The organism is Acinetobacter sp. CFCC 10889 (assembly GCF_003268395.1).
GTDB lineage: Bacteria > Pseudomonadota > Gammaproteobacteria > Pseudomonadales > Moraxellaceae > Acinetobacter.
Genome location: NZ_LQXQ01000003.1, coordinates 76,206 through 100,319 on the forward strand (window position 1 = coordinate 76,206; position 24,114 = coordinate 100,319).

General features: G+C 37.9%; 22 protein-coding genes and 1 pseudogene. 11 read left to right on the top strand and 12 right to left on the bottom strand.

The genetic code is table 11. The annotated features are described in order from the left end of the window. Window positions 1-325 precede the first annotated feature (325 nt). The 5 genes from AVJ19_RS01610 to AVJ19_RS01630 are packed head-to-tail and all read left to right on the top strand — an operon-like array spanning window position 326 to window position 3,549. Entirely contained in the window at window positions 326-1,144 is an 819-nt protein-coding gene (locus tag AVJ19_RS01610) for an ABC transporter ATP-binding protein (protein WP_111858154.1), read from the top strand. Then, complete coding sequence (gene mlaE / locus AVJ19_RS01615) at window positions 1,141-1,920, top strand: lipid asymmetry maintenance ABC transporter permease subunit MlaE (protein ID WP_111858088.1); 780 nt, start codon at window positions 1,141-1,143, stop codon at window positions 1,918-1,920. Before AVJ19_RS01610 ends, mlaE begins: the two co-directional genes overlap by 4 nt. Next, a complete protein-coding gene (locus tag AVJ19_RS01620; protein ID WP_111858089.1) occupies window positions 1,920-2,591 on the top strand; it encodes an outer membrane lipid asymmetry maintenance protein MlaD in 672 nt (223 codons plus the stop codon). Before mlaE ends, AVJ19_RS01620 begins: the two co-directional genes overlap by 1 nt. Window positions 2,592-2,613: 22 nt before the next feature. Then, on the top strand, window positions 2,614-3,246 hold the full coding sequence (locus AVJ19_RS01625) for an MlaC/ttg2D family ABC transporter substrate-binding protein (RefSeq protein ID WP_111858090.1): 633 nt from the start codon (window positions 2,614-2,616) through the stop codon (window positions 3,244-3,246). A 15-nt stretch (window positions 3,247-3,261) separates the two neighbouring features. Beyond that, complete coding sequence (locus AVJ19_RS01630) at window positions 3,262-3,549, top strand: STAS domain-containing protein (RefSeq protein WP_111858091.1); 288 nt, start codon at window positions 3,262-3,264, stop codon at window positions 3,547-3,549. Window positions 3,550-3,661: 112 nt separating this feature from the next. On the opposite strand, the gene AVJ19_RS01635 is transcribed toward AVJ19_RS01630, so the two are convergent. Continuing rightward, window positions 3,662-4,675, bottom strand: coding sequence for a CorA family divalent cation transporter (locus AVJ19_RS01635; RefSeq protein WP_111858092.1), 1,014 nt, complete (start codon window positions 4,673-4,675; stop codon window positions 3,662-3,664). A gap of 156 nt (window positions 4,676-4,831) precedes the next feature. Between AVJ19_RS01635 and AVJ19_RS01640 the strand changes: the two genes are divergently transcribed. Further along, the gene (locus AVJ19_RS01640) at window positions 4,832-5,449 is read left to right on the top strand and encodes a TIGR00730 family Rossman fold protein (protein WP_111858093.1); all 618 of its coding nucleotides are present in this window, start codon (window positions 4,832-4,834) and stop codon (window positions 5,447-5,449) included. 111 nt (window positions 5,450-5,560) lie between these two features. Continuing rightward, entirely contained in the window at window positions 5,561-5,953 is a 393-nt protein-coding gene (locus AVJ19_RS01645; protein WP_111858094.1) for an NUDIX hydrolase, read from the top strand. Here AVJ19_RS01645 and AVJ19_RS01650 read toward each other — a convergent pair. After that, complete coding sequence (locus tag AVJ19_RS01650) at window positions 5,950-6,633, bottom strand: ComF family protein (protein ID WP_111858095.1); 684 nt, start codon at window positions 6,631-6,633, stop codon at window positions 5,950-5,952. The genes AVJ19_RS01645 and AVJ19_RS01650 overlap by 4 nt on opposite strands. Before the next feature lie 298 nt (window positions 6,634-6,931). Further along, on the bottom strand, window positions 6,932-8,977 hold the full coding sequence (gene recG / locus AVJ19_RS01655; protein WP_111858096.1) for an ATP-dependent DNA helicase RecG: 2,046 nt from the start codon (window positions 8,975-8,977) through the stop codon (window positions 6,932-6,934). A gap of 59 nt (window positions 8,978-9,036) precedes the next feature. Here recG and AVJ19_RS01660 point away from each other — a divergent pair, with 59 nt between their 5' ends. Next, window positions 9,037-9,786, top strand: a complete 750-nt coding sequence (locus tag AVJ19_RS01660) for an NAD(P)H-binding protein (protein ID WP_111858097.1) — start codon at window positions 9,037-9,039, stop codon at window positions 9,784-9,786. 18 nt (window positions 9,787-9,804) lie between these two features. On the opposite strand, the gene AVJ19_RS01665 is transcribed toward AVJ19_RS01660, so the two are convergent. The 4 genes from AVJ19_RS01665 to plsB all read right to left on the bottom strand — a co-directional run bounded on the left by AVJ19_RS01665 (window position 9,805) and on the right by plsB (window position 13,939). Further along, entirely contained in the window at window positions 9,805-10,128 is a 324-nt protein-coding gene (locus tag AVJ19_RS01665; RefSeq protein ID WP_111858098.1) for a hypothetical protein, read from the bottom strand. Next, window positions 10,118-10,504, bottom strand: coding sequence for a hypothetical protein (locus AVJ19_RS01670; protein ID WP_111858099.1), 387 nt, complete (start codon window positions 10,502-10,504; stop codon window positions 10,118-10,120). Before AVJ19_RS01670 ends, AVJ19_RS01665 begins: the two co-directional genes overlap by 11 nt. A gap of 7 nt (window positions 10,505-10,511) precedes the next feature. Then, window positions 10,512-11,204 carry an HNH endonuclease gene (locus AVJ19_RS01675; RefSeq protein WP_111858100.1) on the bottom strand — a complete coding sequence of 231 codons (693 nt, stop codon included), beginning with the start codon at window positions 11,202-11,204 and terminating at the stop codon, window positions 10,512-10,514. A 149-nt stretch (window positions 11,205-11,353) separates the two neighbouring features. Further along, window positions 11,354-13,939: a glycerol-3-phosphate 1-O-acyltransferase PlsB gene (plsB, locus tag AVJ19_RS01680; RefSeq protein WP_111858101.1), complete on the bottom strand. Its 2,586-nt coding sequence runs from the start codon at window positions 13,937-13,939 to the stop codon at window positions 11,354-11,356. Between the two features lie 286 nt (window positions 13,940-14,225). Here plsB and AVJ19_RS01685 point away from each other — a divergent pair, with 286 nt between their 5' ends. Both AVJ19_RS01685 and AVJ19_RS01690 read left to right on the top strand, forming a co-directional pair. After that, window positions 14,226-15,101, top strand: coding sequence for an acyl-CoA thioesterase (locus AVJ19_RS01685; RefSeq protein ID WP_111858102.1), 876 nt, complete (start codon window positions 14,226-14,228; stop codon window positions 15,099-15,101). A gap of 145 nt (window positions 15,102-15,246) precedes the next feature. After that, window positions 15,247-16,500, top strand: a complete 1,254-nt coding sequence (locus AVJ19_RS01690) for a dicarboxylate/amino acid:cation symporter (protein WP_111858103.1) — start codon at window positions 15,247-15,249, stop codon at window positions 16,498-16,500. A gap of 72 nt (window positions 16,501-16,572) precedes the next feature. On the opposite strand, the gene AVJ19_RS01695 is transcribed toward AVJ19_RS01690, so the two are convergent. The 5 genes and pseudogenes from AVJ19_RS01695 to AVJ19_RS01715 all read right to left on the bottom strand — a co-directional run bounded on the left by AVJ19_RS01695 (window position 16,573) and on the right by AVJ19_RS01715 (window position 21,777). Then, on the bottom strand, window positions 16,573-17,520 hold the full coding sequence (locus AVJ19_RS01695) for a metal-dependent hydrolase (protein ID WP_111858104.1): 948 nt from the start codon (window positions 17,518-17,520) through the stop codon (window positions 16,573-16,575). A gap of 141 nt (window positions 17,521-17,661) precedes the next feature. Then, entirely contained in the window at window positions 17,662-18,522 is an 861-nt protein-coding gene (yihA, locus tag AVJ19_RS01700) for a ribosome biogenesis GTP-binding protein YihA/YsxC (protein ID WP_111858105.1), read from the bottom strand. 100 nt (window positions 18,523-18,622) lie between these two features. Further along, window positions 18,623-19,069 carry an RrF2 family transcriptional regulator gene (locus AVJ19_RS01705; protein WP_111858106.1) on the bottom strand — a complete coding sequence of 149 codons (447 nt, stop codon included), beginning with the start codon at window positions 19,067-19,069 and terminating at the stop codon, window positions 18,623-18,625. A 207-nt stretch (window positions 19,070-19,276) separates the two neighbouring features. After that, window positions 19,277-20,040 (bottom strand): annotated as a pseudogene (locus AVJ19_RS01710) (globin domain-containing protein). Window positions 20,041-20,193: 153 nt separating this feature from the next. Then, window positions 20,194-21,777 (bottom strand): helicase HerA-like domain-containing protein, encoded by a 1,584-nt coding sequence (locus AVJ19_RS01715; protein WP_111858107.1) that lies wholly within the window; start codon window positions 21,775-21,777, stop codon window positions 20,194-20,196. 471 nt (window positions 21,778-22,248) lie between these two features. Here AVJ19_RS01715 and AVJ19_RS22420 point away from each other — a divergent pair, with 471 nt between their 5' ends. Next, entirely contained in the window at window positions 22,249-23,943 is a 1,695-nt protein-coding gene (locus AVJ19_RS22420) for a vWA domain-containing protein (protein ID WP_228203260.1), read from the top strand. Window positions 23,944-24,114: the final 171 nt, after the last annotated feature.

A 24,114-nucleotide genomic window follows, 5' to 3' on the forward strand; every position in this document is an offset into this window, starting at 1 on the left:
CACATTTATGTTAAGGTGTGATAAATTAACCTGTAGGCTTATATTATGATGAAAGAAAATTATGGGGAAATTATGCTATATATTTTTTCGATTTTACTGATTTCAAATATTGTGTATTTTATTTATAGTAGCTTGCTTTAAATATTCATGAAATTTTAAAGTGAATTAAAACATAAATAAAAATCCACACCATTATTCTTCTACAAAATACCCATCCGATTTTTAGTGATAAAAATTAGACATTGTTCTTTATCTTTAATTACAACAAAAATCTTGATTTCAGAGTATAGTATGCGAGCTGATGAATGCAGGAAAACGTTCAGCTATGAATAATCAATTATTTCCCAATACTCAAGCTCTAATTGAAGTTAAAAATTTAAGCTTTAGGAGAGGGGAGCGTGTCATATATGACAATGTGAACTTACAAATTCGTCGTGGGCAAATTACCGCAATTATGGGGCCATCTGGCACAGGGAAAACCACATTACTACGTTTGATTGGTGGGCAATTAACTCCAGATCAAGGTGAAATATTACTGGATGCTAAGAATATTGCCAGTATGTCACGTCACGAATTATTTGCAGCACGTGCACGTATGGGAATGCTATTCCAAAGTGGTGCTTTATTTACGGATATGTCTGTATATGAAAATGTCGCTTTTCCTATTCGTGCACATACAAAATTACCAGAAAATTTAATTGCTGAACTTGTTGCATTAAAGCTTGAATCTGTTGGTTTGCGTGGTTCAGAAAAACTCATGCCTTCAGAGCTTTCAGGCGGGATGAATCGTCGTGTTGCTTTAGCACGTGCGATTGCTTTAGATCCAGATTTAATCATGTATGATGAGCCTTTTGCAGGGCAAGACCCTATTGTGATGGGGGTATTATCACGCTTGATCCGCTCTTTGCGTGAAGCTTTAGATTTGACTACGATTATTGTTTCGCATGATGTGGATGAAACATTATCTATTGCAGATTACATTTATGTTGTGGCTGAAGGGAAAGTTCAGGGTGAGGGTACACCTGCACAATTACGTGAACATGCATCCCCATTTGTGCGTCAGTTCTTAACGGGATCTGTTGAAGGTCCTGTTGATTATCAATTTAGCCATCAAGCCTATTTAAGCAATGAGGTCATTTCATGAATGCAATTGCCTTATTAGGTAGACGTGTTTTAGAGCGTATTCAAGGCATTGGCGTTGCAACACTGATGTTGTTACGCATTTTATTTTCAATGCCCACATGGTTAGGTGTAAAACTTTTTATTTATCAAATGTATCGAGTCGGCGTATTGTCGTTTTTGATCATTGCTGTATCAGGCTTGTTTATTGGTGCGGTACTCGGCTTGCAAATGTATAACATTCTCGTCACTTTAGGCAGTGAGGCAATGTTGGGGGCGGCGGTATCATTAACCTTATTACGTGAGCTTGCTCCTGTTGTTGCTGGCTTGCTGTTTGCAGGTCGTGCAGGTTCTGCATTAACTGCAGAAATTGGTTTAATGAAAGCTACAGAGCAGCTTTCGAGTATGGAAATGATCGGTGTTGATCCATTAAAGCGTGTGATTTCACCGCGTTTATGGGCAGGCATTGTGAGTTTACCGATGTTGTCTGTGATCTTTGCTGCTATTGGTATTATGGGCGGTAAAATGGTGGGTGTGGACTTTTTGGGTGCAGATGAAGGCTCTTATTGGAGTGGCATCATGAGCAGTACTCAATTTTACAAAGATGTCTTTAATGGCACAATTATAAAAAGTTTGGTTTTTGCTTTGCTCTGTACTTGGATTGCAGTCTATCAAGGTTATGCTTGTGAACCAACATCAGAAGGGATTGCGACATCTACAACACGTACAGTCGTGTATTCATCATTATGTGTATTAGGTTTTGATTTTGTGTTGACTGCGGTCATGTTTGGAGGTGTTTAATGAAATCACGTACAAGTGAGTTGGCCGTAGGTGTTTTTGTCATCATCTTCGGTATTGCGCTATTTTTCTTGGCTATGAAAGTCAGTGGTTTAGTTGGTACAAATTTAAAAGACAGTTATGAAATGTCTGCAACATTTGACAATGTCAATGGTTTAAAACCACGTGCGAAAGTGACCATGAGTGGGGTGAAAATTGGTCAGGTAGAATCGATCAGTCTAGATCCTGTGACACGTTTAGCGACTGTAAAATTTGATCTTGATGGCTCATTAACCAGTTTTAGTCCAAAACAACTCAAAACTGTACAACAAAATGCGTTAGAAGAATTGCGTTATAGTTCAGATTATCAAGCGGCTGATGCAAAGAAACAAAAAGAAATGGAACAGCAACTATTGAGTAACATGAAATCCATCACCAGTATTGATGAGGATGCTTACATAATGGTTGCAACCAACGGTCTTTTAGGTGAGAAATACCTCAAAGTTGTTCCAGGTGGTGGTTTGAATTATGTGAAACGTGGTGAAAGCGTTTCAAATACCCAAGGTACAATGGATCTGGAAGACCTTATTTCTAAATTTATTACTGGTGGTGCAGGGAAATCATCAGAGGGTGCATCAGATTCACAAGATGCATCAAATGAAACGACAGATGCTCAAACATCTTTTGTTGAATAAACATTAGAGGAAATATTGAAAGATGAATATTTTAATGAAACAAACTCTTACAGCAACAGCATTAGCGACTATGCTTGCAACTGCTGCGAATGCAGCCCCTGCAGAAGCACCGTCAGCATTTGTAAAACGTGTTGCAGATGGTTTGATTACACGTTTGAAAACAGATCATGCAAAATTGCAAAACAATCCAGCTGCTGTGAAAGCGATTGTGCGTCAAAATCTTGATCCCTATGTTGATGGTCAAGCATTCACACGTATTGTGATGGGGACTTATGCGACTAATCAGTATAGTAATGCTGCACAACGTGCGAAATTTGAGCAAAATTTCCGTAATACCTTAATTGAAAACTACGGTTCGGCTTTTGCAAAATATACTAACCAGACTTATACCCTGCGTCCATATAAAGATACGGGCAGCAAAAATCCTGTGGTGACCATCGACTTTAATAACAAAGGCGAGAAAATTCCAGTGTCATTCCAATTGGCTGATCATGGTTCACAATGGAAAATCCGTAATATCAATGTATCGGGTATTGATCTTGGTTTACAATTCCGTAATCAGTTTGCGGCAAATGTTAAACGTAATGGCGGTAATATTGATAAAGCAATTGCAACATTTGAACCAGATGCAGATGCAGCTGTGAATAAAAAATAAGAGGATAGGTGTTGGATGATTGAGTTTAAAAATCAGGAAATGCATATCAGTGGTAAAATTGCATATGACAATGCGGAAGCAATTTATTTAAAGGGGCTGCACATGATTCAGTCTGAAAATAAATTTCCATTGGTTGTAAACCTATCCAATCTTGAGCAAGGCAGTACTTTAGCACTCTCTGTTTTTGTGCAATGGTTACGCCATACGCCAAAGAATCAAGGTTTACAGTTTAAAGCTGTTCCTGAAAAAATGATGAAAATTATCCAAGCCTGCCATTTACAGGATGATTTAAATTTAATCTGACTGTAAGAATAAAAAAGCACCGGAAGGTGCTTTTTTATTGGATTTAAATTGATGTTTAATAAATAAGGTACGTTTCTTGCGCTGCGCTTTGAAGCAATGCTTCAAAGCTTGCTCAAATCCATTTTTTCCATCTAAAGTAAATTAGTGGACCCACAAAGAATGCAATTAAAATAGTAATGACAACATAAAAACTGGTTGTACCATGTGCAAAAGGTAAAACTTCTGTATTCATCCCATAAATACTTGCGATCAGCATTGGTGGTGCAAGCATACTTGGCAAGATAGAGAATCGACGAATCGTATCATTCTGTTCGGTGTTAATAAATCCTGATGTGGTATCGAGTAAGAATCGCACTTTTTGAAATAAGAAAGCATCATGCTCAACCAATGATCGAACATCTTCACTAAGCTCTCGAATATCTGCATCATAAATATGACTGCCTAAAGCACGAGGGCGAGAAAGAAAAGTTAAAACACGACGTAAGTCAATGAGACAGAGCTGTGCTTTTCCAATCATGTCTTCTTTTTGTGCTAAACGGGTAATCATGTCATCTAGATCTAAAATCTGTTCACGATGTCGAACATTCAGTACTTCGGTTGAGTATAGCTCTAAGTCTTTGTGGACATCTTCTAAAATATCCGCAAGTTCATCTAGTTTTGCTTCAAGTAAGCCTAATAAAATCCATGTTGGATCTTTGTAGTCAATATCATAATCATTGCGTCGTGCACGTGCGCGGAAAGCACGAAATGCAACAAGCTTTTCACCACGCAAAGTAAATAAACGATCTTTATGCAGAATAAAAGCCACGGTTTGCACATTGGCAAGCATGTTTGAAGAATCTTCAGGATCATCTTCGACTTGATAATTTTTATTTTTGGTTAAAAAATAGGTGCTGATATGCAAAATGCCATCATCATCACGATAGAATCGAGCGGAAGAAGAAATGTCTTCCAGTGATTTTAGTGTTGGAAAATTTTGTTCGTAGGCATCTAAAACCCACTCTTGTTCTTCTTGTGAAGGCGCAATAAGATCAATCCAGACCAGTTCAGGATGTAGATCAAATCCACCATTAATGGTGGCGTCTTCTAAGCTACCGCGCTCAGTGGCGTAAAAGGCTTCAAGCATAGTGTCTTTTCTCCCTTGCGCTGTAGTGTTCAATCAATGCGTGTATTTTAGACAAGGATTTCAGTAAAAACACGGATTACATTGCTCTTTTGTAAAAAAAAATTTGTGATACATTTTACAATTGTTGCATAATAAAATTTAAAATAGGTTAAATTTATGAATTCTATTGCAATTTTTTGTGGTTCATCTCTCGGTACAGATCAAATTTTTGCAGATACTGCAAAGCTGACTGGCGAAACTATCGCCAAGCAAGGTAAAACATTGGTCTATGGTGGTGGGCGTTCTGGCTTAATGGGCATTGTTGCTGACAGTGCACTGGCAGCAGGTGGCAAGGTGATCGGTGTCATTCCACAAGGGTTGGTGGATCGAGAGCTTGCACATCCAGATTTAACAGAATTGTATATTGTAAAAAATATGCATGAACGAAAAACCAAAATGTCTGAGCTTTCAGATGGATTTATTGCTCTACCAGGTGGTGCAGGAACAATCGAAGAAATTTTTGAGCAATGGACATGGGCGCAACTTGGTATTCATTTAAAACCGTGTGCGTTTCTAAATGTCGAAGGTTTTTATGATGATTTATTAAAATTCATCCAACTCACAACAGACAAAGGCTTCTCGAAAGCACGTTTTACCGATCAATTGATTCATTCAGCATCTTTAGATGAGATTTTGGTACAGTTTGAACAATATCAAGCACCTGAACCGAAATGGGGTGTTAAAGATCGTGAAGAATTGGTGAAATTGGAGCAAGCTGATAAAAAGTTTGGTTAATTTAACATAAAGAACAGAGTTGGCGACTTTTTTGAGTTTGAAACACAATATATTGATTAATTTTAAAATTGATATCACAATATATTGTGTTTTTTTGTTTTTCTTTATTTTATGAATGTTATTACTGTTGCTGCTGCCATTATTCTGAATCAACATAATCAATTGTTACTTGTACGCAAGAAAAATACGCAGTTTTTTATGCAAGTCGGTGGCAAGCTTGAGCCAAATGAAGCGCCTGAACAGACCATGATTCGTGAAATTGCGGAAGAGATTGGTTCAAAGGCTGAAATTGAGCAATTTGTTGGGCGTTTTGAAACACGGGCTGCCAATGAAGCAGGGCATCAGTTAGTGAGCTATGTGTATCAGGTCAATCTTGATCAAGCACCCAAAATTGATGCAGAAATTGCTGAGATGAAATGGATTGATCTGAATGATGAGCAGACCTTACTTGCACCATTAACCAAAGAAGTTGTGATTCCGTGGTGTAAAGCAAATCTGGCTTAATTATTTTCTTGTGCATCGATTTCTGATTCTTCAAGTTGAGATGATTGTTTAATTCCTCCTGCTGCAATACATGCGGTATAAATCTGCTGACAGCCGAGTTTTTCTAAAGCTTGGCTCAGTGCATGAATCGAACTTCCTGTTGTGACTACATCATCAATAATCAGTACTTTTTTATATTTTCTTTTTTCGGTCGTAATAATTTGAAATTGATCTTCAATATTTTCCAGTCGTTCGATCCGGCTTAAGCCTTTTTGTGAATGCTGTGCTGCTCGAATCACGGGTTGCCATACGGGAATTTTCAGTTCTTTTGCCATGATGTTAGCAATGATCAACATTTGGTTATAACCACGCTCGATTAATCGTTCTGTGGAAATAGGCATAGGGACAATGGCGTGGACTTTGGGAATTCTTAAATTGAGTAGGCTGTGTGCGAGTAGGTTTTGATATTGTAGTTGCTGTTCGTATTTGTAGGTTTGAATAATTCGATCAATCGGGAAGTCGTAATGATGTGCGCAAAGGATGCTGTGTTCATGACGTGCGATGTGTTGTTTGTACCACGGCAGTTGTTCCCAACAGTCTGTGCAGAGTGAATGCTGTTGTTGGCGGTCTATGCCACAGAGTAGGCAAGGGGAGATACTTTGTACGCCTTTGTGGAGTAGTTGGTTGATGAATTGGAGCATTTTATTCTGATTTTTTATGATTTGACCATTCTAATAATAGCTATACTGAACTTATAAATCTATTCTTGAATTTGAGGTATATTGATTGATAATGAATTAGCACAGCCACATATTTCAGATAAAAGTTGAAGTGTATTTGTGTAGGCGATGCCTAACTTTTGAAGGATCAAAAGTTACAAAAATCCTTTGTCAGGCAAAGGGGATATCCATATCACCCTTGCCTGACGGCGACATCCATGTCGCCTTACGCGATAGCAAAATTACTCGAGGTTTCTAATATTAAGTTCTGTTTGTTAAATCACACATACGCATATCTTGGTGCTTCAGGTAACCATCGCTTTAACAAGGCTTCAGCATTTTCAGGATAGTCTTTTAAAACTTGTTGTGCGACATGGTGAGCTTGACTGAGTAAATGATCATCTCGTTCCAGTTTTGCCACACGGAAGCCCATATCTCCCGTTTGCTTCGTTCCAAGTAATTCACCCGGTCCACGAATTTCTAAATCTTTTTCCGCAATGATAAAACCATCGTTGGTTTCTCGCATGATGCGTAAACGTTCCTGTCCATTTTGCGACAGTGGATTTTTATAAAGCAGGGCGCAGAAACTTGCTGTTGCACCACGTCCGACACGTCCACGTAATTGGTGCAATTGTGAAAGCCCTAGACGCTCCGCATTTTCAATGACCATAATTGAGGCATTGGGCACATCGACACCGACTTCAATGACTGTAGTTGCGATCAAAAGCTGCAATTCATTGTCTTTAAATTGTTGCATGACTGATTGTTTTTCATCGGCTTTCATTTTGCCATGCACAAGTCCAATATTCAGTTCAGGAAAGCTATCTTTAATTTCTGCATAGGTTGCTTCTGCGGCTTGAGCATCTAATGTTTCAGATTGCTCAACGAGGGTACAGACCCAATAGGCTTGTTTGCCCTCAGCACAGTTTTTGGCGATACGCTGTAAGACTTCTTCACGACGATCAAGTGGAATAGTCACGGTTTGAATTGGGGTACGTCCAGGAGGGAGTTCATCAATCACCGAAGTATCCAAGTCACCATAAGTAGACATGGCTAAAGTACGAGGAATAGGTGTTGCTGTCATCACCAGTTGATGTGGGGTAGTATTGTCCACGCCTTTATTGCGTAATGCTAAACGCTGATCTACCCCAAAACGATGTTGTTCATCAATGATCACTAAACCGAGTTTGGCAAATTCGACATTGTCCTGAAAAAGCGCATGTGTTCCCACAATGACATTCGCTGTACCATCTTTAAGGGTTTGTTCTGCTGCGGTTCGGGCTTTGCCTTTTTGTTTGCCTGAAAGCCATGAAACATTTAAACCCAATGGCTCAAACCATTTTTTAAAGTTTAGATAATGTTGTTCCGCTAAAATCTCAGTTGGTGCCATCAGTGCGACTTGCCAACCTTCTTCCAAGGCATGACAGGCAGCCACGCCTGCAACCAATGTTTTGCCTGCACCTACATCCCCTTGTACAAGGCGTAACATGGGTTTGTTCTGTTTTAAGTCTTTGGCAATTTCATTGGATACACGCTTTTGAGCATTGGTCATTTCAAAAGGTAGGCTTGCTAAAAGCTGTTTAGCAAAGCTTTTGCTATAGGAAAATGATGGCGCTGTGATTTGCTGAATATAAGCACGGCGGGTCAGTAAACTGATTTGATGTGCGACCAATTCTTCAAAAATCAAACGTTGCTGTGCAGGGTGTGAACCTTGCGACAGTTGCAACATATTGGCATCGACAGGAGGATGGTGAATATATTCCAATGCTTGATTGAGTGCATAACCATTGGTGAATTTTTCAGGTAACAATTCAGGCAGGTCATCGGCATGATGATTCAGTGCCTGTTTGACGTATTCACGTAGTTTCGGCTGAGTTAAACCGTCCGTTGCAGGATAAATCGCGGTCAATTCAGTTTGCGGTAAAGGCGTATGTTCGGTAATGAGCTGTATTTCAGGATGATAAAGCTCTAAACCACGCGCACCAACACGGACTTCACCAAAGATTCTTAAACGATTGCCTGCTTTGGCTCGATCCATGAGTGCTTTATAAATATGATAAAAGCGTAAGGTGACTTTACCGTAATCATCCTGCAATAGAATCGCCATCGACTTGCGCTTTCCGGGTGGCATGTCAATGGATTTGACCACGCCTTCCATGAGATAGCTTCGACCAACCTGTAATTGGTTCATGGCAATGATTGTGCTACGATCTTCATAGTCACGGGGCAGATGAAACAACAGGTCGTCTGTGGTGAATATATTTAGTTTTTCAAGTAGCGCAGCGGCGGCATTGCCAACCCCTTGCAATTGATGGACGGCAGCCATGTCCCCTCAACTTAGGTTTAATTGATCGTCATAGATCAGTGTTCAGAATAGGTCGTTTGATGCATATTCTATTTATCGGTTATGGTAAAACATCGCAGCGTGTTGCTAAACAATTATTTCAACAAGATCACCAAATTACCACAGTGAGTCGTAGTCCGAAAGAGGATGATTTTGTGGAGCACTTGATTCAGGATATTCAGCAACTTGATTTGTCAAAGATTCAACCTGTTGATGCGGTTTATGTGCTTCTTGCGCCATCTCGAAATACGGCTTTAAATTCAGTTGAAGCCTATCAACAGACTTATGTAGATTCTGTTCAGCCAATTGTAAGTGCTTTAAAAAATCATCCTGTTCAACGAATCATCGTGGTGTCATCGACTCGTGTTTATGGAGAGAATCATGGTGAAGTCATCAATGATGATTCACCTGCGATTCCGAGTGATGAGCAGGGGGAATTGCTTTTGAAAATGGAGCAACTGTGGCAACAGGCTTATCCTGAGCAGTGTGTGATTGTACGTCCAACAGGGATTTATGGCACTTCGACTGCGAGAATGGCGAAGCTTGCTGAAATCACGAGAAGTTATCCAAATATTCATTGGTCGAATCGAATTCATATTGATGATCTAGCGAGTTTCTTAGCGTATTTACTTCACGTGGAACGTCCTGAAAAATCTTATATTTGTACCAATAACAAGCCACAACCTTTGCATGAAATGATTTTAAAGATTCAACGTGAGTTGGGTTTGCCTAAGTTGGTTTTGGAGAGTGAAAGGGAGACAGGGAAGAAGATTTTTGCAAAGATGGTTTGAACTATTCCAATTAAAGATTTAATTAATGTTCCGAACTATAGCATCTACAATTTTATTTAAGTCAGCTTCCATATTGCTAACATTTATTTCACCTAATAAATATGCATTACTTTTTTTAATAAAATGTATAGACTCATTTTCTTTAATAGATAAAATAGAAATGTGTGATTTCATGATCTTTTTTAAAAGCAATGCCTTGCATTCTATTGCAGCTAAACATGAAGGCTTGTTAATTGTTGGATGAATAATTAGAAAATCTATGTCATTGAAATTTTTGGCTCCATTAAAATAAGAACCAAACCCGTATATTTTCAATATCTCATTTTCATTATTATCTTTCATCAGGGGAGACGTAATTCCAGAATGAAGGGAAATTAATAGCACCAAAAAATTCTGAAAGATTAAATACGCCTTTCCTTTGTTCTTTACAGTATTCTTTTACCTCTGGTGTATATTCACACCATGTTGAATTAATGATAATAGCATCAAGATTTTCAAAATGTTCTAAAGCCTCTTCATATTCGGCAACACCAAAGGAATAGCATTCACATATAAAAATTCTTAAAGTTCGATTTTCTTGTATTATATCGAATAGCCCGTTAGCTACATCAACTTCTACTACATTTATCACTTTGTTGTGATTACTAATTTTTCTTTTAAAACTATTATAGTTCCCATAATAGCTCATCCAAGGGAAATCAATGTTAGCTGTTGGCATAATATTTTTATCCACAAATTAATTTATTAAAGGCTGATGGAAATGGTTTAACCGTTTCATAAGTGTTGTCGCTTAACACCCAGTTTTCATAGCTTTCTACATGAGTAATAAAGTCACTAATAGTTTGTTGGTCATTAGTTTTGAACAAATTACGGTTTATTTTTAGTAATTCTAATATGGCTCTATTGTTTGGTATTATTTTTTCCAAGCGAATGTGTAGCCAAATTTTATGTAGCTTAGTGTTGTGAGGATTACGTCTAGCTTTCTCAGATAGAGGACCGTATTCAGCCCAATTTGTATGATTATCTGTCAAGTATGGAGCGATTTTATCTTTCAAAGCACTGATATTAAATATTTCATCAACCTTTAATTTAGCTTTGACATTTGCTAGATGGTCTTCCTTTATTTTCATAAGAAAGTCTACAGTATAAATATTTAAATTTTCAGGTTTATCAATGATAGTATGATGTGTAGGGCAGAGCAAAACCAAATTTTTATGACTATTTCTTTCCAAATCTGTTTGGTCTGGATCATATCGACAAGAACCTTTTTTATCTCCTTTAATATGAGCCATTTCACCTAAGGTATAACCTTCATTTTCAGATAAGGCTGTAATTTCTATATTACATTCTGGGAAAGCACAGAGATTACCAGATGCACCCCATAATATTTTTAAATTTTTATCAGTAATATTTCCCATAATAATTTCTCAAAGTTAATGATTTAATTATAGTAGTTATTTGATTAAATTTAACTAAATCATCATTTTTTGTTCGGCTTCAGCATAAATATTCTTTTATAAAAAATTAAACGCTAAGCTACTAGCTTAACGTTTAAAATTACTTAATCTTACTTCTTCTTCCGTTTCAAACGTTTCTTCGCTTGTTGCGCAGCTAAAGCATCCAAAGCTTCTTTTAACTCATCATCCGTAAATGAGGTGATATGTTGCAACATTTGCAAAGTCACATCATCCAACACTAAGTTGGCATATTGTGCCACATTACGGAATTGCGCATCAAACACAATCGCATGATCTTCATTGGTCTTGATATAACCTTGTTCAGTCAATACTTTCACAAAGCTCTGGAACAAAGCCTTATCAAAGAACTCAGGTGAATTGAACTCATACAACACAGACAAACGCTGACCGACCAAATGACTCAATTCTTCAACTTGGCGAATTGAAATATTGCCCGAACCACGTTGCGTGATTAACGCCAAAGTCATGTAATAACGCTCAAGACTTTGACGCACAGGTGCAGCCAAGACTTTCAACTGATTATGATCTTCCGAGTTTGGTGCAGGGCAGAAAATCAAATCTTCATCATCGACAAAAATTAAATTCGCTTGTGCCAAAGCATCAATATATTCAGAAACTTGAGCATTGATTTCACTGTCTTTCCATTTTAAGAACAATTCAGCTTTTAAGAATGGATATAAAGTACGAATCACATTCAACAAATCAGCCTTACTGATCTTACCGTTATGTTCAACCAAAGCAGCAATAAGCGACGGTAAAACAAAGGCATGTAAAATATTATTGCGGAAATAAGTCAACAATACCGCTTGATTGTCTTCAATCGCAATAATGTCGCCCAATACGTGTTGTACACGCTTGATCAATTTCAGTTTCAAACCATAGGCAATGATTTCTTTACCTGAAAGAGGAGTGACTTGCGTACGACCATCATACGGAATCGCAGTCAATAAATTACGATAAGTATCAAGCTGCTTTACGCAAATATCTTCATCAAGCGTATGCTTCGGTGTTGCCAATAAAATTAAAGACAATAACGAAACAGGGTTAATCACCACCGCACGGTTGATATTTTCCAAAATCGCATTGGCAGAACTATTCACCGCATCTGAAATTTCTTGCGGAATCGGATCATCATTATGTTCAATTTTGATCTGATCTGCGCCGTGTTGTTTTAATAGGTCATCTAAGAAAACAGGCTCACCGAAGTTGACGTGAACACGACCGAAGATACGTTCAATCTTTTTCAAGGTTTGAACAATACCCCAAATCGATTCAGATTCTTTGGCTTTACCATTCATCTCACCGACATAGGTTGCGCCTTCCATCAAACGCTCATAACCCACGTAAGTTGGAATAAATACAATCGGCTTGGCACGACCACGTAAATGACCATGTACGGTCATCGCTAACATCCCTGTTTTTGGTGGAAGCAAACGACCAGTACGTGAACGACCACCTTCGATGAAATATTCGAGTGGGGTGTTGCGGGACAAGATGCTGAATAAATATTCTTTAAATACTGAGGTGTACAGTGCATTACCACGGAAAGAACGGCGAATAAAGAACGCACCACCACCACGCAATAATTGACCAACAAATGGCATGTTCAGGTTATCACCCGCAGCAATATACGGTACCATCAAACCACGCTTATAAATCACATAAGACAATAATAAATAGTCGATGTGACTGCGATGGCAAGGTGTGTAAATCACTTCATAGTCTTTGACCAATTCACGCACGGTACTGAAGTTATGCACTTCCACACCGTCATAGAGCTGTGTCCATAAACGAGTCAGTGCCATATCCGCAAAACGTACCGCAGATGCAGAATAATCCGAAGCAATTTCATTGACAAAGCCCACAGCTTTACGTTCTGCTTCGATCATACTGATTTTTGAACGGATACTTTCTTTACGAATGGCATCCTGTACATCAGGAGATTTGATTAAAGATTGCATCACATTACGGCGGTCTGATAAATCTGGACCAAGTACCACTTCACGTTGCTGATCTAAATAATCATTCAGTTGATTGACAATATAGGTCGCAGGAGAAATATTAGGATGCTGTGTTTTTGCATAGTTAAATAAATCTGTTAAAGATTGTGGTGCATGAAACTCTAAATAAGACTCTCGTCCATGCAAACCAATATTCATGAGCTGTTTGACTTTGCTTGGTGTTGCCCAAGTGTCAGTAAATAAAAGTTTTAATAGTGAGTCTTCTTTGTCAGGTGAACGCCCCCAGAGGATCGTTACAGGAATCAGTTCAACATCAACATCGGGATGTTGTTCAATAAACTCAATTAAACGTACCAGACGAGGTGGGAAAGCATGACTATGTTGTCCTAAGAATTGCGTATCATCTGTATTTTGTAAAAAGACTACAGCCGCTTTTTCATGCTGTCCCGCAAGCTGAATTGGATCAAGAGCAGGTTGTAATTTTAAACGGCGTGTTTCTGCATCCACAACTAAGGCATTACTACGTGAATAATTCTGCAAGACATAGCACACAACTTTTTGTGTCGGTGTTGCAGCAGGATTAGTATTATTTTCATTGTCTAAGAGGGTCGTTTCTGCTGTCGGAACTTCTCCAAGAACATGTGGTGTGACCACGAGGTCAAGTAGCTTACTGGAAAGCCGACGATACAGTTGACCAAAACCATTCTTGGACATATTTACTCCTAGCACCTAGACATATTGTGTGTGGTAAGACTATTAAAATATTTAAAAATTACCATACAATCCTATGTCATTTTCTGATAAATCATGACAATCGTATGCAATTTTATCGTTAAAAATCGTATTTTTAAGAATTATAACAAAAAAATAAGTGACGACATTGTTTATGAAACTTTAGTCAATTACTTTGAAATTATGGCAAAATAGCATCCATTATCTAAAGTTTCAGGCATAAGTGAGAATTTTACTGCACTATCGCCTAAATAAGAATAGGTTTTATATGAATGCTTTAACCCAAGATCTCGTAGATTTACTTACACTGGAAAAGCTTGAAGAACATATCTTTCGTGGACAAAGCCGTAATCTGGTAGGTAAACGTGTTTTTGGTGGGCAAGTGCTTGGTCAAGCATTGCGTGCAGCATCTTATACTGCGGATCGACCTGCACATTCGATGCATGCGTATTTCCTTTATGGTGGTGATATTAATGCGCCAATCATTTATGAAGTGGATAAGCTACGTGATGGTAAAAGCTTTTTAAGCCGCCAAGTGCGTGCCATTCAGCATGGGCGCACCATTTTTTCAGCGATGGTGTCATTTGCAACGCCTGAGGAAGGCTTAAATTATCAAGTTGATGAACCTGATTATCCAGCACCTGATGAATTAAAATCAGAACAGGAATTAAAAGAAAATTTAATTAATTTTATTCCTGAAAATATTCGTGCTGCATTTATGCGTCCACGCCAAGTGGAAATTAAACCGATTAATATTGGCAATCCATTTCAGCCACAGCCTGAAGCGCCGTTAAATGCATTTTATATGAAAACTTATGAAAAGCTGCCACAACAACTTGCAGATGATGTGGCTTTAAATCAGTCGATTGTGGCATTTTATTCAGATTATTCATTTATGGTGACAGCATTACGCCCACATGGCGTTAGTTATCTCACACCAAGCATTCAGATTGCCAGTATTGACCATGCGATTTATTTCCATAAACCTGTCAAAGCAGATGAATGGATGCTTTATGATATGGATGCGACAGTGACAGCAAGCTCACGTGGTTTGAATCATGGACGTATGTGGCAAAATGGTGAACTGGTTTGTAGTACAGTGCAAGAAGGTTTGATGCGTATGCGTGAAATTGAGCAGCGTTAAGATTTTTATTTATAAAAATATATATTTAGCCATCAATCCTTGATGGCTTTTGCATTTTTAATGCAAGACTTGTCACAAAAAATGCTCGATTGTTCATGCTTTCAATGGCATAGTGCAGCTAATTTAAGAAAAATAGTCAGTGAAGATGAGCTTAAATACGCAAATATTGATTGCTGCAATATTAGGAATTGCATTTGGTTTCTTTCTGAATCAGTTTCCCGAAACACAATTTTTTGATAGTAGTATTTATATACTTGGTATTGCCAGTAGTATTTTTATTGGTTTGCTAAAAATGCTGCTTGTGCCCTTGATTTTTAGCTCGATCGTGGTGGGTGTTTCTAATTTGCAAGCAGGTGGGCAGCTGAGTCGCACATGGAAAATCACCTTAGCCTGTTGTGTAACCACAACAACTTTGGCACTCATTTTAGGTTTAACCTGTGCTCATTTATTTGATGTTGGTAAGGGGGTAGACATTGCACTATTTCAAGATGCAATGAATAGTCATCAAACTCCAGATACCTTAACACCAAGCTCATTTTTCACCAATTTTATTCAAAATACCTTAATCAATCCTTTTAAAGCATTTGCAGAAGGTAATGTCCTTGCGGTGGTGGTTTTTGCGCTTTTTTTGGGTGCTGCATTGGTCAAAGGTGGCGAGAAGTTTAAAAGTATTCGTAGTTTAAGTCTGCAATTTTTTGAAGTGATGATGTTGCTCGTCAGTTGGGTCATGAAACTTGCACCAATTGGAATTTTTGCATTATTGGCAAAGTTGATTTCAACTGAAGATATTTCGATTTTGAGCCGTTTAGCTGAATTTGCTGCGGTGGTGACAGGAACAACCATTTTTCATGGAGCTGTAGTTTTACCATTGTTATTATGGGTTTTTGGAAAAATGAGCCCAATCACCTTTTTTAAGGGTACAAGAGCAGCGCTGATCACTGCATTTGCAACAAGTTCAAGTTCGGCAACTATGCCGCTTTCAATGAAATGTGCACAGGAAAATTTAGGTGTACGACCACAAACAGCAGGCTTTGTTATTCCACTTGGCACACAGCTCAATATGGATGGTACTGCGTTATATGAAGCTGCAGCTGCGTTATTTATTGCAAATCTAATGGGCTTGGACTTGAGTATTGGGCAGCAAATCATAGTTTGTTTGACAGCGATGATTGCTTCATTGGGTGCACCAGGGATTCCAAGCGCAGGGATGGTGACGATGATCATGGTGTTGCAGTCGGTTGGACTGCCTGCAGAAGCGATAGCAATTTTACTGCCAATCGACCGTTTGCTTGATACAGTACGTACTGTAGTGAATGTTCAGGGAGATATGATGATTAGTGTAGTTGTTGATCGTCATACACGTAATATGGAAAGCCAACCATCAAGTATTGATGGGTGATTCGATAAAAAAAGCAGGATATAAATCCTGCTTTTTTATTTGGTTTTATACTGAAAGATGTTTATTTTAAATTTATGCTGCTACTTTCGGTAAAGCACGTTTTGCAGCAGGAGACTGATCTAAATATGCAATAGCATCTTCGGTCTTCGCTTCATGCACAGGATCATACCACGGCATTAAGTAGCTGAGTTGTTGTGAAATTAACCAGAAAGGGTGAGGCATGATGCGATTGTCTTTTTGTGCAATCGCTGCCCATTCACGCCAAATCCAAGGCTTATAAAAGGCAGGTTTCTTATCTGCAAAACGTGGATCTTGTCCCATGATATGCGCAGCACCATCTACCCACAGTGCTAAAATGGCAACGATTGCGATAACACTTTGATAATAACGCGAAATATAACCTCCACCTAAGTGGCGATATAAATCAAATGCAACTGTGCGGTGTTCAATTTCTTCTGCACCATGCCATTTGATTAAATCAAGCATATTTGGATCTGCACCTAACTTTTCCCATTGGGTGTTGTAAAGTGCATATTTTCCGAGTACACAGGTCATATGTTCTACGGTTGCCACAATACCAACACGGAATAAATCCCATTGATGATCAAGGGCTTTTGGAACATTAAGACCAAATGGCTTATCTGCCAGTAATTTTCCAAAAAGGAAATCCATCACATCTAAATTACGTTGAATATCGATGTTACGTACAGTGAGGTATTCTTTATTTGCAGAAACATGGGCTTGAGCATGCATAGCTTCTTGGCGAATGAATGCACGAACATCCTCAGCCAATTTTTCATCAGTCACTTTAGGCAATACACGGTTGTATAAACGGCAGAACCAAAACTCACCCGCAGGTAGAATGTTGTTAATTTCATTAATGAAATAACTGGTAAATGGCTGATTTGGAATCCAATCAATCGGAGTATCTTGCCATTCGAACTTCACTTTACGAGGTTTGATATGATACTGAATAGACGATCCAATCTTACTGTTTTTTAATTTCGATAATAATTTCATCACAGTGTCCTAATTTTTTTAATCTGTTACTACACATTCTATATTATTTAGTATAAAAAAATGTCCTAAATAGTTATTAGCAATTTAGGACATTCCGTTATCAATAGGTGATGTATTTGGTCGGACAATTACAAAATTATTTTATTTATTGGCATCATTCTCTAAATTTTCATCAAATTCTGTTAAATCAGCTTCATCTAACTCATTTTCTACATCATCCAGATCAGTATCTAAATCATCTTCAGAGATTTCGGGAATACTGTCTAAGTCAAAGCCCGTTGGGTTATCCAACGTGAAGTTTAAACGTCCACCCATGACACTTGCGAGTTCTTCTAAGCCTTCTTTATTTAACGATGAGAACAATTGAATAGAGAAACTGAGTTTCATTTTCTTCAATTCTTGTTTGACTTCTAACAAGGCTTTGTTGGCAGGACCACGATTGAGTTTGTCTGACTTGGTGAGTAAGACATGCACAAATAACTGACGAGAATACGCCCATTCCAACATCATCACATCAAAATGTTGTAAAGGATGACGAATATCCATCAGTAAAATTAAGCCTTGTAGGCTTTGACGATGAATCAGGTAATTTTCAAGCTCTTTTTGCCATACGATTTTCATCGCTTCAGGAACAGCGGCATAACCATAACCAGGTAAGTCCACTAAGCGTTGATCTGGATTTCCCAAACTGAAAAAGTTGATCATTTGGGTACGACCAGGTCGTTTCGAGGCACGTGCAAGCTGTTTTTGATTGGTAATGGTGTTGATTGCGCTCGATTTTCCTGCATTTGAGCGACCTGCAAATGCGACCTCATAACCTGTGTCTTCTACGCACAAATCGAGCTTTGGAGCACTCATTAAAAACTCAGCTTTATGTAGCCACTTGAGTGCTGTGCCTGCATATTCAGAAATAGCCGAATCCACTTTTTTTTCGTAGCTAATTTTCTGCCGAGGTGCATTTGCTGTTTTACTGTTTTTCGACTTTCCACTGCTGCGATGCATAATTCAACTTCAAACTAAAAATTATGCCTAGTATAAATGATCAGATTGAGTCTGACGAATTTCTTGCAATAAATTCAGTCATTGATCCGAATTAAAACCCTTATCCAAGTTGGATTAATTCAATTGGTGAATTATGAGAAGGTGTTGCGCCATTGGAACGATTCAAAACATCAGCAACAGTATATTGATCTAATATTTGATAAAACTGTTCAACAGCCTGATCTAAAATGCCTTTTAATCCGCAATTGCTGCGTAGAACACAAGGTGGAGTATTGCATTCTACGATTGGAACTTCGCCTTGTAAAATACGCACCATCGCACCGAGTTTTAAAGTGTGTACATTAGGATTTAAACGAATGCCTCCACCTTTACCACGAGTGGTGATGAGCCAATCTTTTTTTGCCATGAAATGTACAATTTTGACCAAATGGTTTTCTGAAACGTGCAGGTCTTTAGCAATTTCCGCAATGGTATACGGTGTCTCTCGAGGTCTTGCTGTGTATAAGACGAGACGGAGTGCATAATCCGTAAATTTATTTAACTGCATAGTACTTTCGGTTGCTAAATTTAAAACTATGTTAACGTGAAATTTGTTGAAAGCAAAAGAATCTGAAAATAAATCCGACTGAATTTATCGGCTATAAAACTTGATTAAAAATAGATTGTTGAAAGAAAACTTGAAAAGTATCAGAGTTTTTGAATGAAGCAAATAGGTCAAACATAGTCTGACCTATTTAAGTATATTGAGTCAGCATTAGCCTTTTAATGGTGCAGTCACTTGTACTGTGTCACCGATGTTGTAATTTTCCAGTAAAATATTAGCAACAGAATATTCAGTCGCAGTTTCTACAGGTTTTACTTCAATTTGATATTCAGCATCGTTTTGTGCTGCTGCAAAGTAAACTGTTGTGGTTGTTGGATGCTGTGATTTGGCACTTGTACTTTGACTGAAATGTATTGACTCGCTTCAGCAGCAGGAATGCCATTGCCATCTTTGGCTTTTAAAGTGAATTTTTTACCGATTTCTGTTGTTTCTACTGCTGTAATTTCAAATTCACGCCAGCCAGCCCAACCGCCATTTTGTGTTGCTAAGCCATCATATTTGGCTTTTTCAACATTAATCAAAATATCTGCCAGTTGTAAGTATGCTTCTTTCCATGCAGCGATTAGGTCTGATTCAAAAGGAACATTTAAAACTTCACTGATTGAGTGTAAAAGGTTTTCCCCGACAATTGCATATTGATCTGCTTGAATATTTAAGCTGACATGTTTTGTTGTAATGTGTTCAATTGCTTTAGCTAAAACGCTTGGGTTTTCGATATTTTCTGCATAAGCCAAAACTGCCGCAGCAAGCGCACGTGGTTGGCGACCACTGCTTTGATGATCCATGTTAAATACATTTTTCAGATCAGGATTGTTGGTCAGCATGCGGTTATAAAAATATTGAGTCAATGCAACGCCATTTTCACGAAGCACAGGTACAGTAGATTTTACGAGTTCGATATGTTGTGGTGTCATGGCTAGACCTTTTTATCTGGCTTTATAAGATATATTTAAAATACATCTTTAATATTTAAATTGCAAGCCTCTTTAAAATAAAAACCATGAAAAAAATAAGGAATAATAAATTATTCCTTATTTAATCGTACTTTATATCTCAAAAGTGTGAATTTATTTTCCACCAAATAGAGAGCCTAGCAAACCACGTACAATTTTCTGACCTGTGCTGCCACCTAAACTACGTGCTGCACTTTTAGCAAAAGTTCCCACAATATCTTGGGTTATTTTTTCACGTTGTTTTGCAGCACGTTCTGCTTCCTTTTGTTGTTCTTTGGCAAGGCGCTCTTGTTCTTTGGCTTGTTGTTTTTCTATGGCTTCCTGTTGTTTGAGTTGTTGCTTAGTGATTTCCTCAAGTTGTTTTGCTTGCTGTGCTGCGAGTTCAAATGCAATTTTTTCTTGTGCTTGATTTGCAACTTTACGCTGTAGCATTTCATAAGCACTGTCACGATCGACTTCAGTGTCATAGACGCCTGCGACAATACTTTGTGTCATGAGTGCTTTGCGTTCATCGAGTGTGATTGGGCTAAAAGCAGAGTAGGGCGGCATGACCATACCACGTTCAACCACTTGAGGTGTGCCTTGCTCATCTAAGCAGCTAATGAGGGCTTCACCGACAGCGAGCTCGGTAATGGCTTGGTCAACTTTAAACTCTGGATTAGCACGAAAAGTATCAGCAGCAGTTTTTACTGCTTTTTGATCTTTTGGGGTGAATGCACGTAATGCATGTTGTACACGATTGCCTAATTGTCCAAGTACATCTTCGGGAATGTCTAGTGGACTTTGACTAATAAAATAAATTCCCACCCCTTTAGAACGAATCAAGCGCACGACTTGCTGAATTTTTTCTTGTAATGCGGGACTTGCATTATTAAATAATAAATGCGCCTCATCAAAGAAAAATACCAGTTTTGGCTTATCCATGTCACCGACTTTAGGTAATTTTTCAAATAACTCAGATAGCATCCAAAGTAAGAATGTGGCATAGAGTTTTGGGGTATTCATCAATTTATCAGCAGCGAGTAAATTGATATAACCATGCCCATGAGTATCGGTTTGGATAAAATCCATAATGTCTAAACTGGGTTCGCCAAAGAAACGCTCTCCGCCTTGATCACCAAGTGCCAATAAATTACGTTGAATCGCACCGAGACTGGCTGGAGATAAGTTGCCATATTCTGCTTTTAAATCAGCTGCATTTTCACTGACATAAGTCAGCATCGCTTTGAGGTCTTTAAAGTCGATGAGGAGTAAACCTTGGTCATCAGCGACACGAAATACTGCAGATAACACACCTTCTTGCGTTTCATTTAAATTTAACATCTGTGCAAGGAGTAAAGGACCGATTTCAGAAACAGTTGTACGAATCGGATGACCTTGCTCACCAAATAAATCCCAAAAAATCGTAGGTGATGCTGTAAAGGTAATACTGTCAACTCCTAAGCTTTTGATACGCTCATCAAACTTGGGGTTACTTGCACCTGCTTTTGCGATACTGGATACGTCACCTTTAGCATCGGCGAGGAGGACGGGTACACCAATTCGGGAAAAGCTTTCGGCGAGGACTTTGAGGGTGATCGTTTTTCCTGTACCTGTTGCGCCTGCGATCAGTCCGTGACGGTTGGCAAATTGAGAATGTAAAACGATGTCTTGTGTTGTATCAGATGTTTTTTTTGCAATGACGATTGGTGTTGCCATAAATGAACCTATTTCTGATCTAAAATTTTGGAATTATTACTTTAATTTTTAGCATAGAAAGAAGCTGTTGTGCTTAAATTTTATCTATTTTTACAATACAGAGATAAATATATTAAGTGTTGATTTAAATAAAGTATAAAAGTGAAATTTAGCATAAAAAAGTAACTTATTTGTGAGTAAAAAATAGTAAGTTAGGAGTGATATTGTGATAAATATATTAGAATATGTGAAATTAGTTTGATTAATACTTAAATAAAAAAAATATTGATGGAATAAGTCTAAAAAATAATTTTAAAGATTTCAAATGTTAATTTTAAAGTGTAATAGGATGCGATTGTATTTTTTTTAATCCATTGTAAAATGATCATAACTATAATTTAGTTTAGCTTTCAATAGCTTATATTGTTTTAGCTTTATTAAACAATATTCATTTTATTTTTCACATTATAGTTCAAAGAAAAGAGAAACAATATGCTTATTCAAAAACAACTTCTTGCTTTATTGGTTGGCTCATCAATGTTGTTAACCGCATGTGGTGGTGATTCAAATGATTCTGAATCAACAACTCCAAAGCCTACTGAACCAAAACCAACAGAACCAAAACCAACAGAACCAAAGCCTACTGAACCAAAACCGACTGAAGTTACTGTTCAAACTGAAGCGACTTTAATTAGTGAAAAAGCGAATATCGCAGTGTTTGGTAAAGTGGATAAGAAGAATTTTTCTGAAACTTCATTAAGTACTGGAAATGGTGTTTTGCTTTTAGATGATGCTCAATTGAATTCTGTTGGTTTTGCATTAGATTTGAAAGAAAAAGCAACGGATCTTAGTGTATTTTCAGCAGCACAACTTAATAATTATATGAAATTGTTGAAAGATAATGGTGCGATCGTCAATGTTTTAGTGAATAAAACATCGCAAAACCCGCAAGGTAATGTTGTTAATGTAACACTTGATGTGGACTTTAAGAATGCTGAAAACTTAAATCGTGTACGTGAAATTTTATTACTTTCTTTAAATCAGGGTAAATCAATTGCACTACCTACAACAGTAACAGCAAAAGACACAAAGCAGCGCTTAAACCTTGCTTTTTGGGTGGCGAATGGTACTGGGTTTGTATGGGGAAATACCTATGCAGCGAGTCAAGCAGGTACAATTGAAAAACAATATGGAGATTTAAATATTGCTAGTGCTTTAACTAGTAATGTGAAATTAGAAATTAAAACTGTGACTAATAGTTTTACTCAAAATGCTAAAGGTTCAAATGCAGTTGATATTTTATGGAATATTGATTCTTCAGGCTCAATGTCTGAGGAGCAAAAAAATCTCGCAAATGGAGCTTCACAATTTTTTACTGCTTTAAATAAGGCGGGTGTGGATTACCGTTTGGCGGTCAATACGCAGGATGGAGGAGAGTGTAAAAGTTTAAGAACCTTAAGTGATAAGAAGTCTGTATTTATTGACCGAACTACTGCAAATGCAGAGGAAGAATGGAAAAAACTTGCTCAACCTGGTACATGGGATTCTGCAACAGAGACGGGCTTTTACTGTGTGCGTGAAGCGGATTTGACAAGTTTTGATCGTCCAAATGCAAAAAACTTAGTTGTTTTTGTATCTGATGAGCCAGAAAATGAAACTGTACAGCAGACAAGACCTTCAGGTGCTTCAGGTTATAAGGTTCGTAACTTTACAGATTATAAAAACTACTTCTTGAAAACTGGTGCGACTTATTTCTCTATTGTGGGTACAGCAGATGTTATCCGTAATACATTTGAAGATAATAACTTGAGTTATCAGGATAAAAACTGGGACTGTAAAGGGGAGGGTGGCTCTGCGGCAGGAGGAGCACATTTTAAAGAAATTTCACGTGTAACAGGTGGTAGTTTTGCTTCGATTTGTTCAAATGCAAGCAGTTGGGGGGTGATGTTTAATGAAATTATTAAGTCCGCATCAGGTTTGGCAAGTAGCTTCACATTGACACAACTTCCAATTCCATCGACTGTGACAGTGAAAGTTGCAGGTAAGGAAATACAACGTGATCTAGCTCATCAAAATGGGTTTGATTTGGTTTATAGTGCGACAGATGTGACTGTAGTGTTTTATGGCGCAGCATTACCAACGGCAAATCAAAAAGTGGATGTAAGTTATAAATATTTGAAAAAATAACAATAGGCTTAATGAGTTAATGCTGATTAGTTGGGATAAATGACAGAATAAACTCCTAAAATCTTCCCTTTCTGTGAAACTAGTTTCTCATCTTTGAAAAAGGTGAGAAACATGTTCTGAAAGAGGATTTAAAAAACTTAACTTACAGGCATTACTCAATGAGCTTGTTTT

Bases quoted from the DNA above. Each gene is read 5' to 3' on its own strand.
- AVJ19_RS01625 (WP_111858090.1), top strand. From the start codon at position 2,614: ATGAATATTTTAATGAAACAAACTCTTACAGCAACAGCATTAGCGACT.
- AVJ19_RS01665 (WP_111858098.1), bottom strand. From the start codon at position 10,128: ATGAAAGATAATAATGAAAATGAGATATTGAAAATATACGGGTTTGGT.
- yihA (WP_111858105.1), bottom strand. From the start codon at position 18,522: ATGCATCGCAGCAGTGGAAAGTCGAAAAACAGTAAAACAGCAAATGCA.
- AVJ19_RS22420 (WP_228203260.1), top strand. From the start codon at position 22,249: ATGCTTATTCAAAAACAACTTCTTGCTTTATTGGTTGGCTCATCAATG.
- AVJ19_RS01630 (WP_111858091.1), top strand. From the start codon at position 3,262: ATGATTGAGTTTAAAAATCAGGAAATGCATATCAGTGGTAAAATTGCA.
- AVJ19_RS01640 (WP_111858093.1), top strand. From the start codon at position 4,832: ATGAATTCTATTGCAATTTTTTGTGGTTCATCTCTCGGTACAGATCAA.
- AVJ19_RS01650 (WP_111858095.1), bottom strand. From the start codon at position 6,633: ATGCTCCAATTCATCAACCAACTACTCCACAAAGGCGTACAAAGTATC.
- AVJ19_RS01610 (WP_111858154.1), top strand. From the start codon at position 326: ATGAATAATCAATTATTTCCCAATACTCAAGCTCTAATTGAAGTTAAA.
- AVJ19_RS01660 (WP_111858097.1), top strand. From the start codon at position 9,037: ATGCATATTCTATTTATCGGTTATGGTAAAACATCGCAGCGTGTTGCT.
- AVJ19_RS01635 (WP_111858092.1), bottom strand. From the start codon at position 4,675: ATGCTTGAAGCCTTTTACGCCACTGAGCGCGGTAGCTTAGAAGACGCC.
- AVJ19_RS01675 (WP_111858100.1), bottom strand. From the start codon at position 11,204: ATGGGAAATATTACTGATAAAAATTTAAAAATATTATGGGGTGCATCT.
- AVJ19_RS01620 (WP_111858089.1), top strand. From the start codon at position 1,920: ATGAAATCACGTACAAGTGAGTTGGCCGTAGGTGTTTTTGTCATCATC.
- AVJ19_RS01695 (WP_111858104.1), bottom strand. From the start codon at position 17,520: ATGAAATTATTATCGAAATTAAAAAACAGTAAGATTGGATCGTCTATT.
- AVJ19_RS01690 (WP_111858103.1), top strand. From the start codon at position 15,247: ATGAGCTTAAATACGCAAATATTGATTGCTGCAATATTAGGAATTGCA.
- AVJ19_RS01715 (WP_111858107.1), bottom strand. From the start codon at position 21,777: ATGGCAACACCAATCGTCATTGCAAAAAAAACATCTGATACAACACAA.
- AVJ19_RS01645 (WP_111858094.1), top strand. From the start codon at position 5,561: ATGAATGTTATTACTGTTGCTGCTGCCATTATTCTGAATCAACATAAT.
- plsB (WP_111858101.1), bottom strand. From the start codon at position 13,939: ATGTCCAAGAATGGTTTTGGTCAACTGTATCGTCGGCTTTCCAGTAAG.
- AVJ19_RS01705 (WP_111858106.1), bottom strand. From the start codon at position 19,069: ATGCAGTTAAATAAATTTACGGATTATGCACTCCGTCTCGTCTTATAC.
- AVJ19_RS01685 (WP_111858102.1), top strand. From the start codon at position 14,226: ATGAATGCTTTAACCCAAGATCTCGTAGATTTACTTACACTGGAAAAG.
- AVJ19_RS01670 (WP_111858099.1), bottom strand. From the start codon at position 10,504: ATGCCAACAGCTAACATTGATTTCCCTTGGATGAGCTATTATGGGAAC.
- recG (WP_111858096.1), bottom strand. From the start codon at position 8,977: ATGGCTGCCGTCCATCAATTGCAAGGGGTTGGCAATGCCGCCGCTGCG.
- mlaE (WP_111858088.1), top strand. From the start codon at position 1,141: ATGAATGCAATTGCCTTATTAGGTAGACGTGTTTTAGAGCGTATTCAA.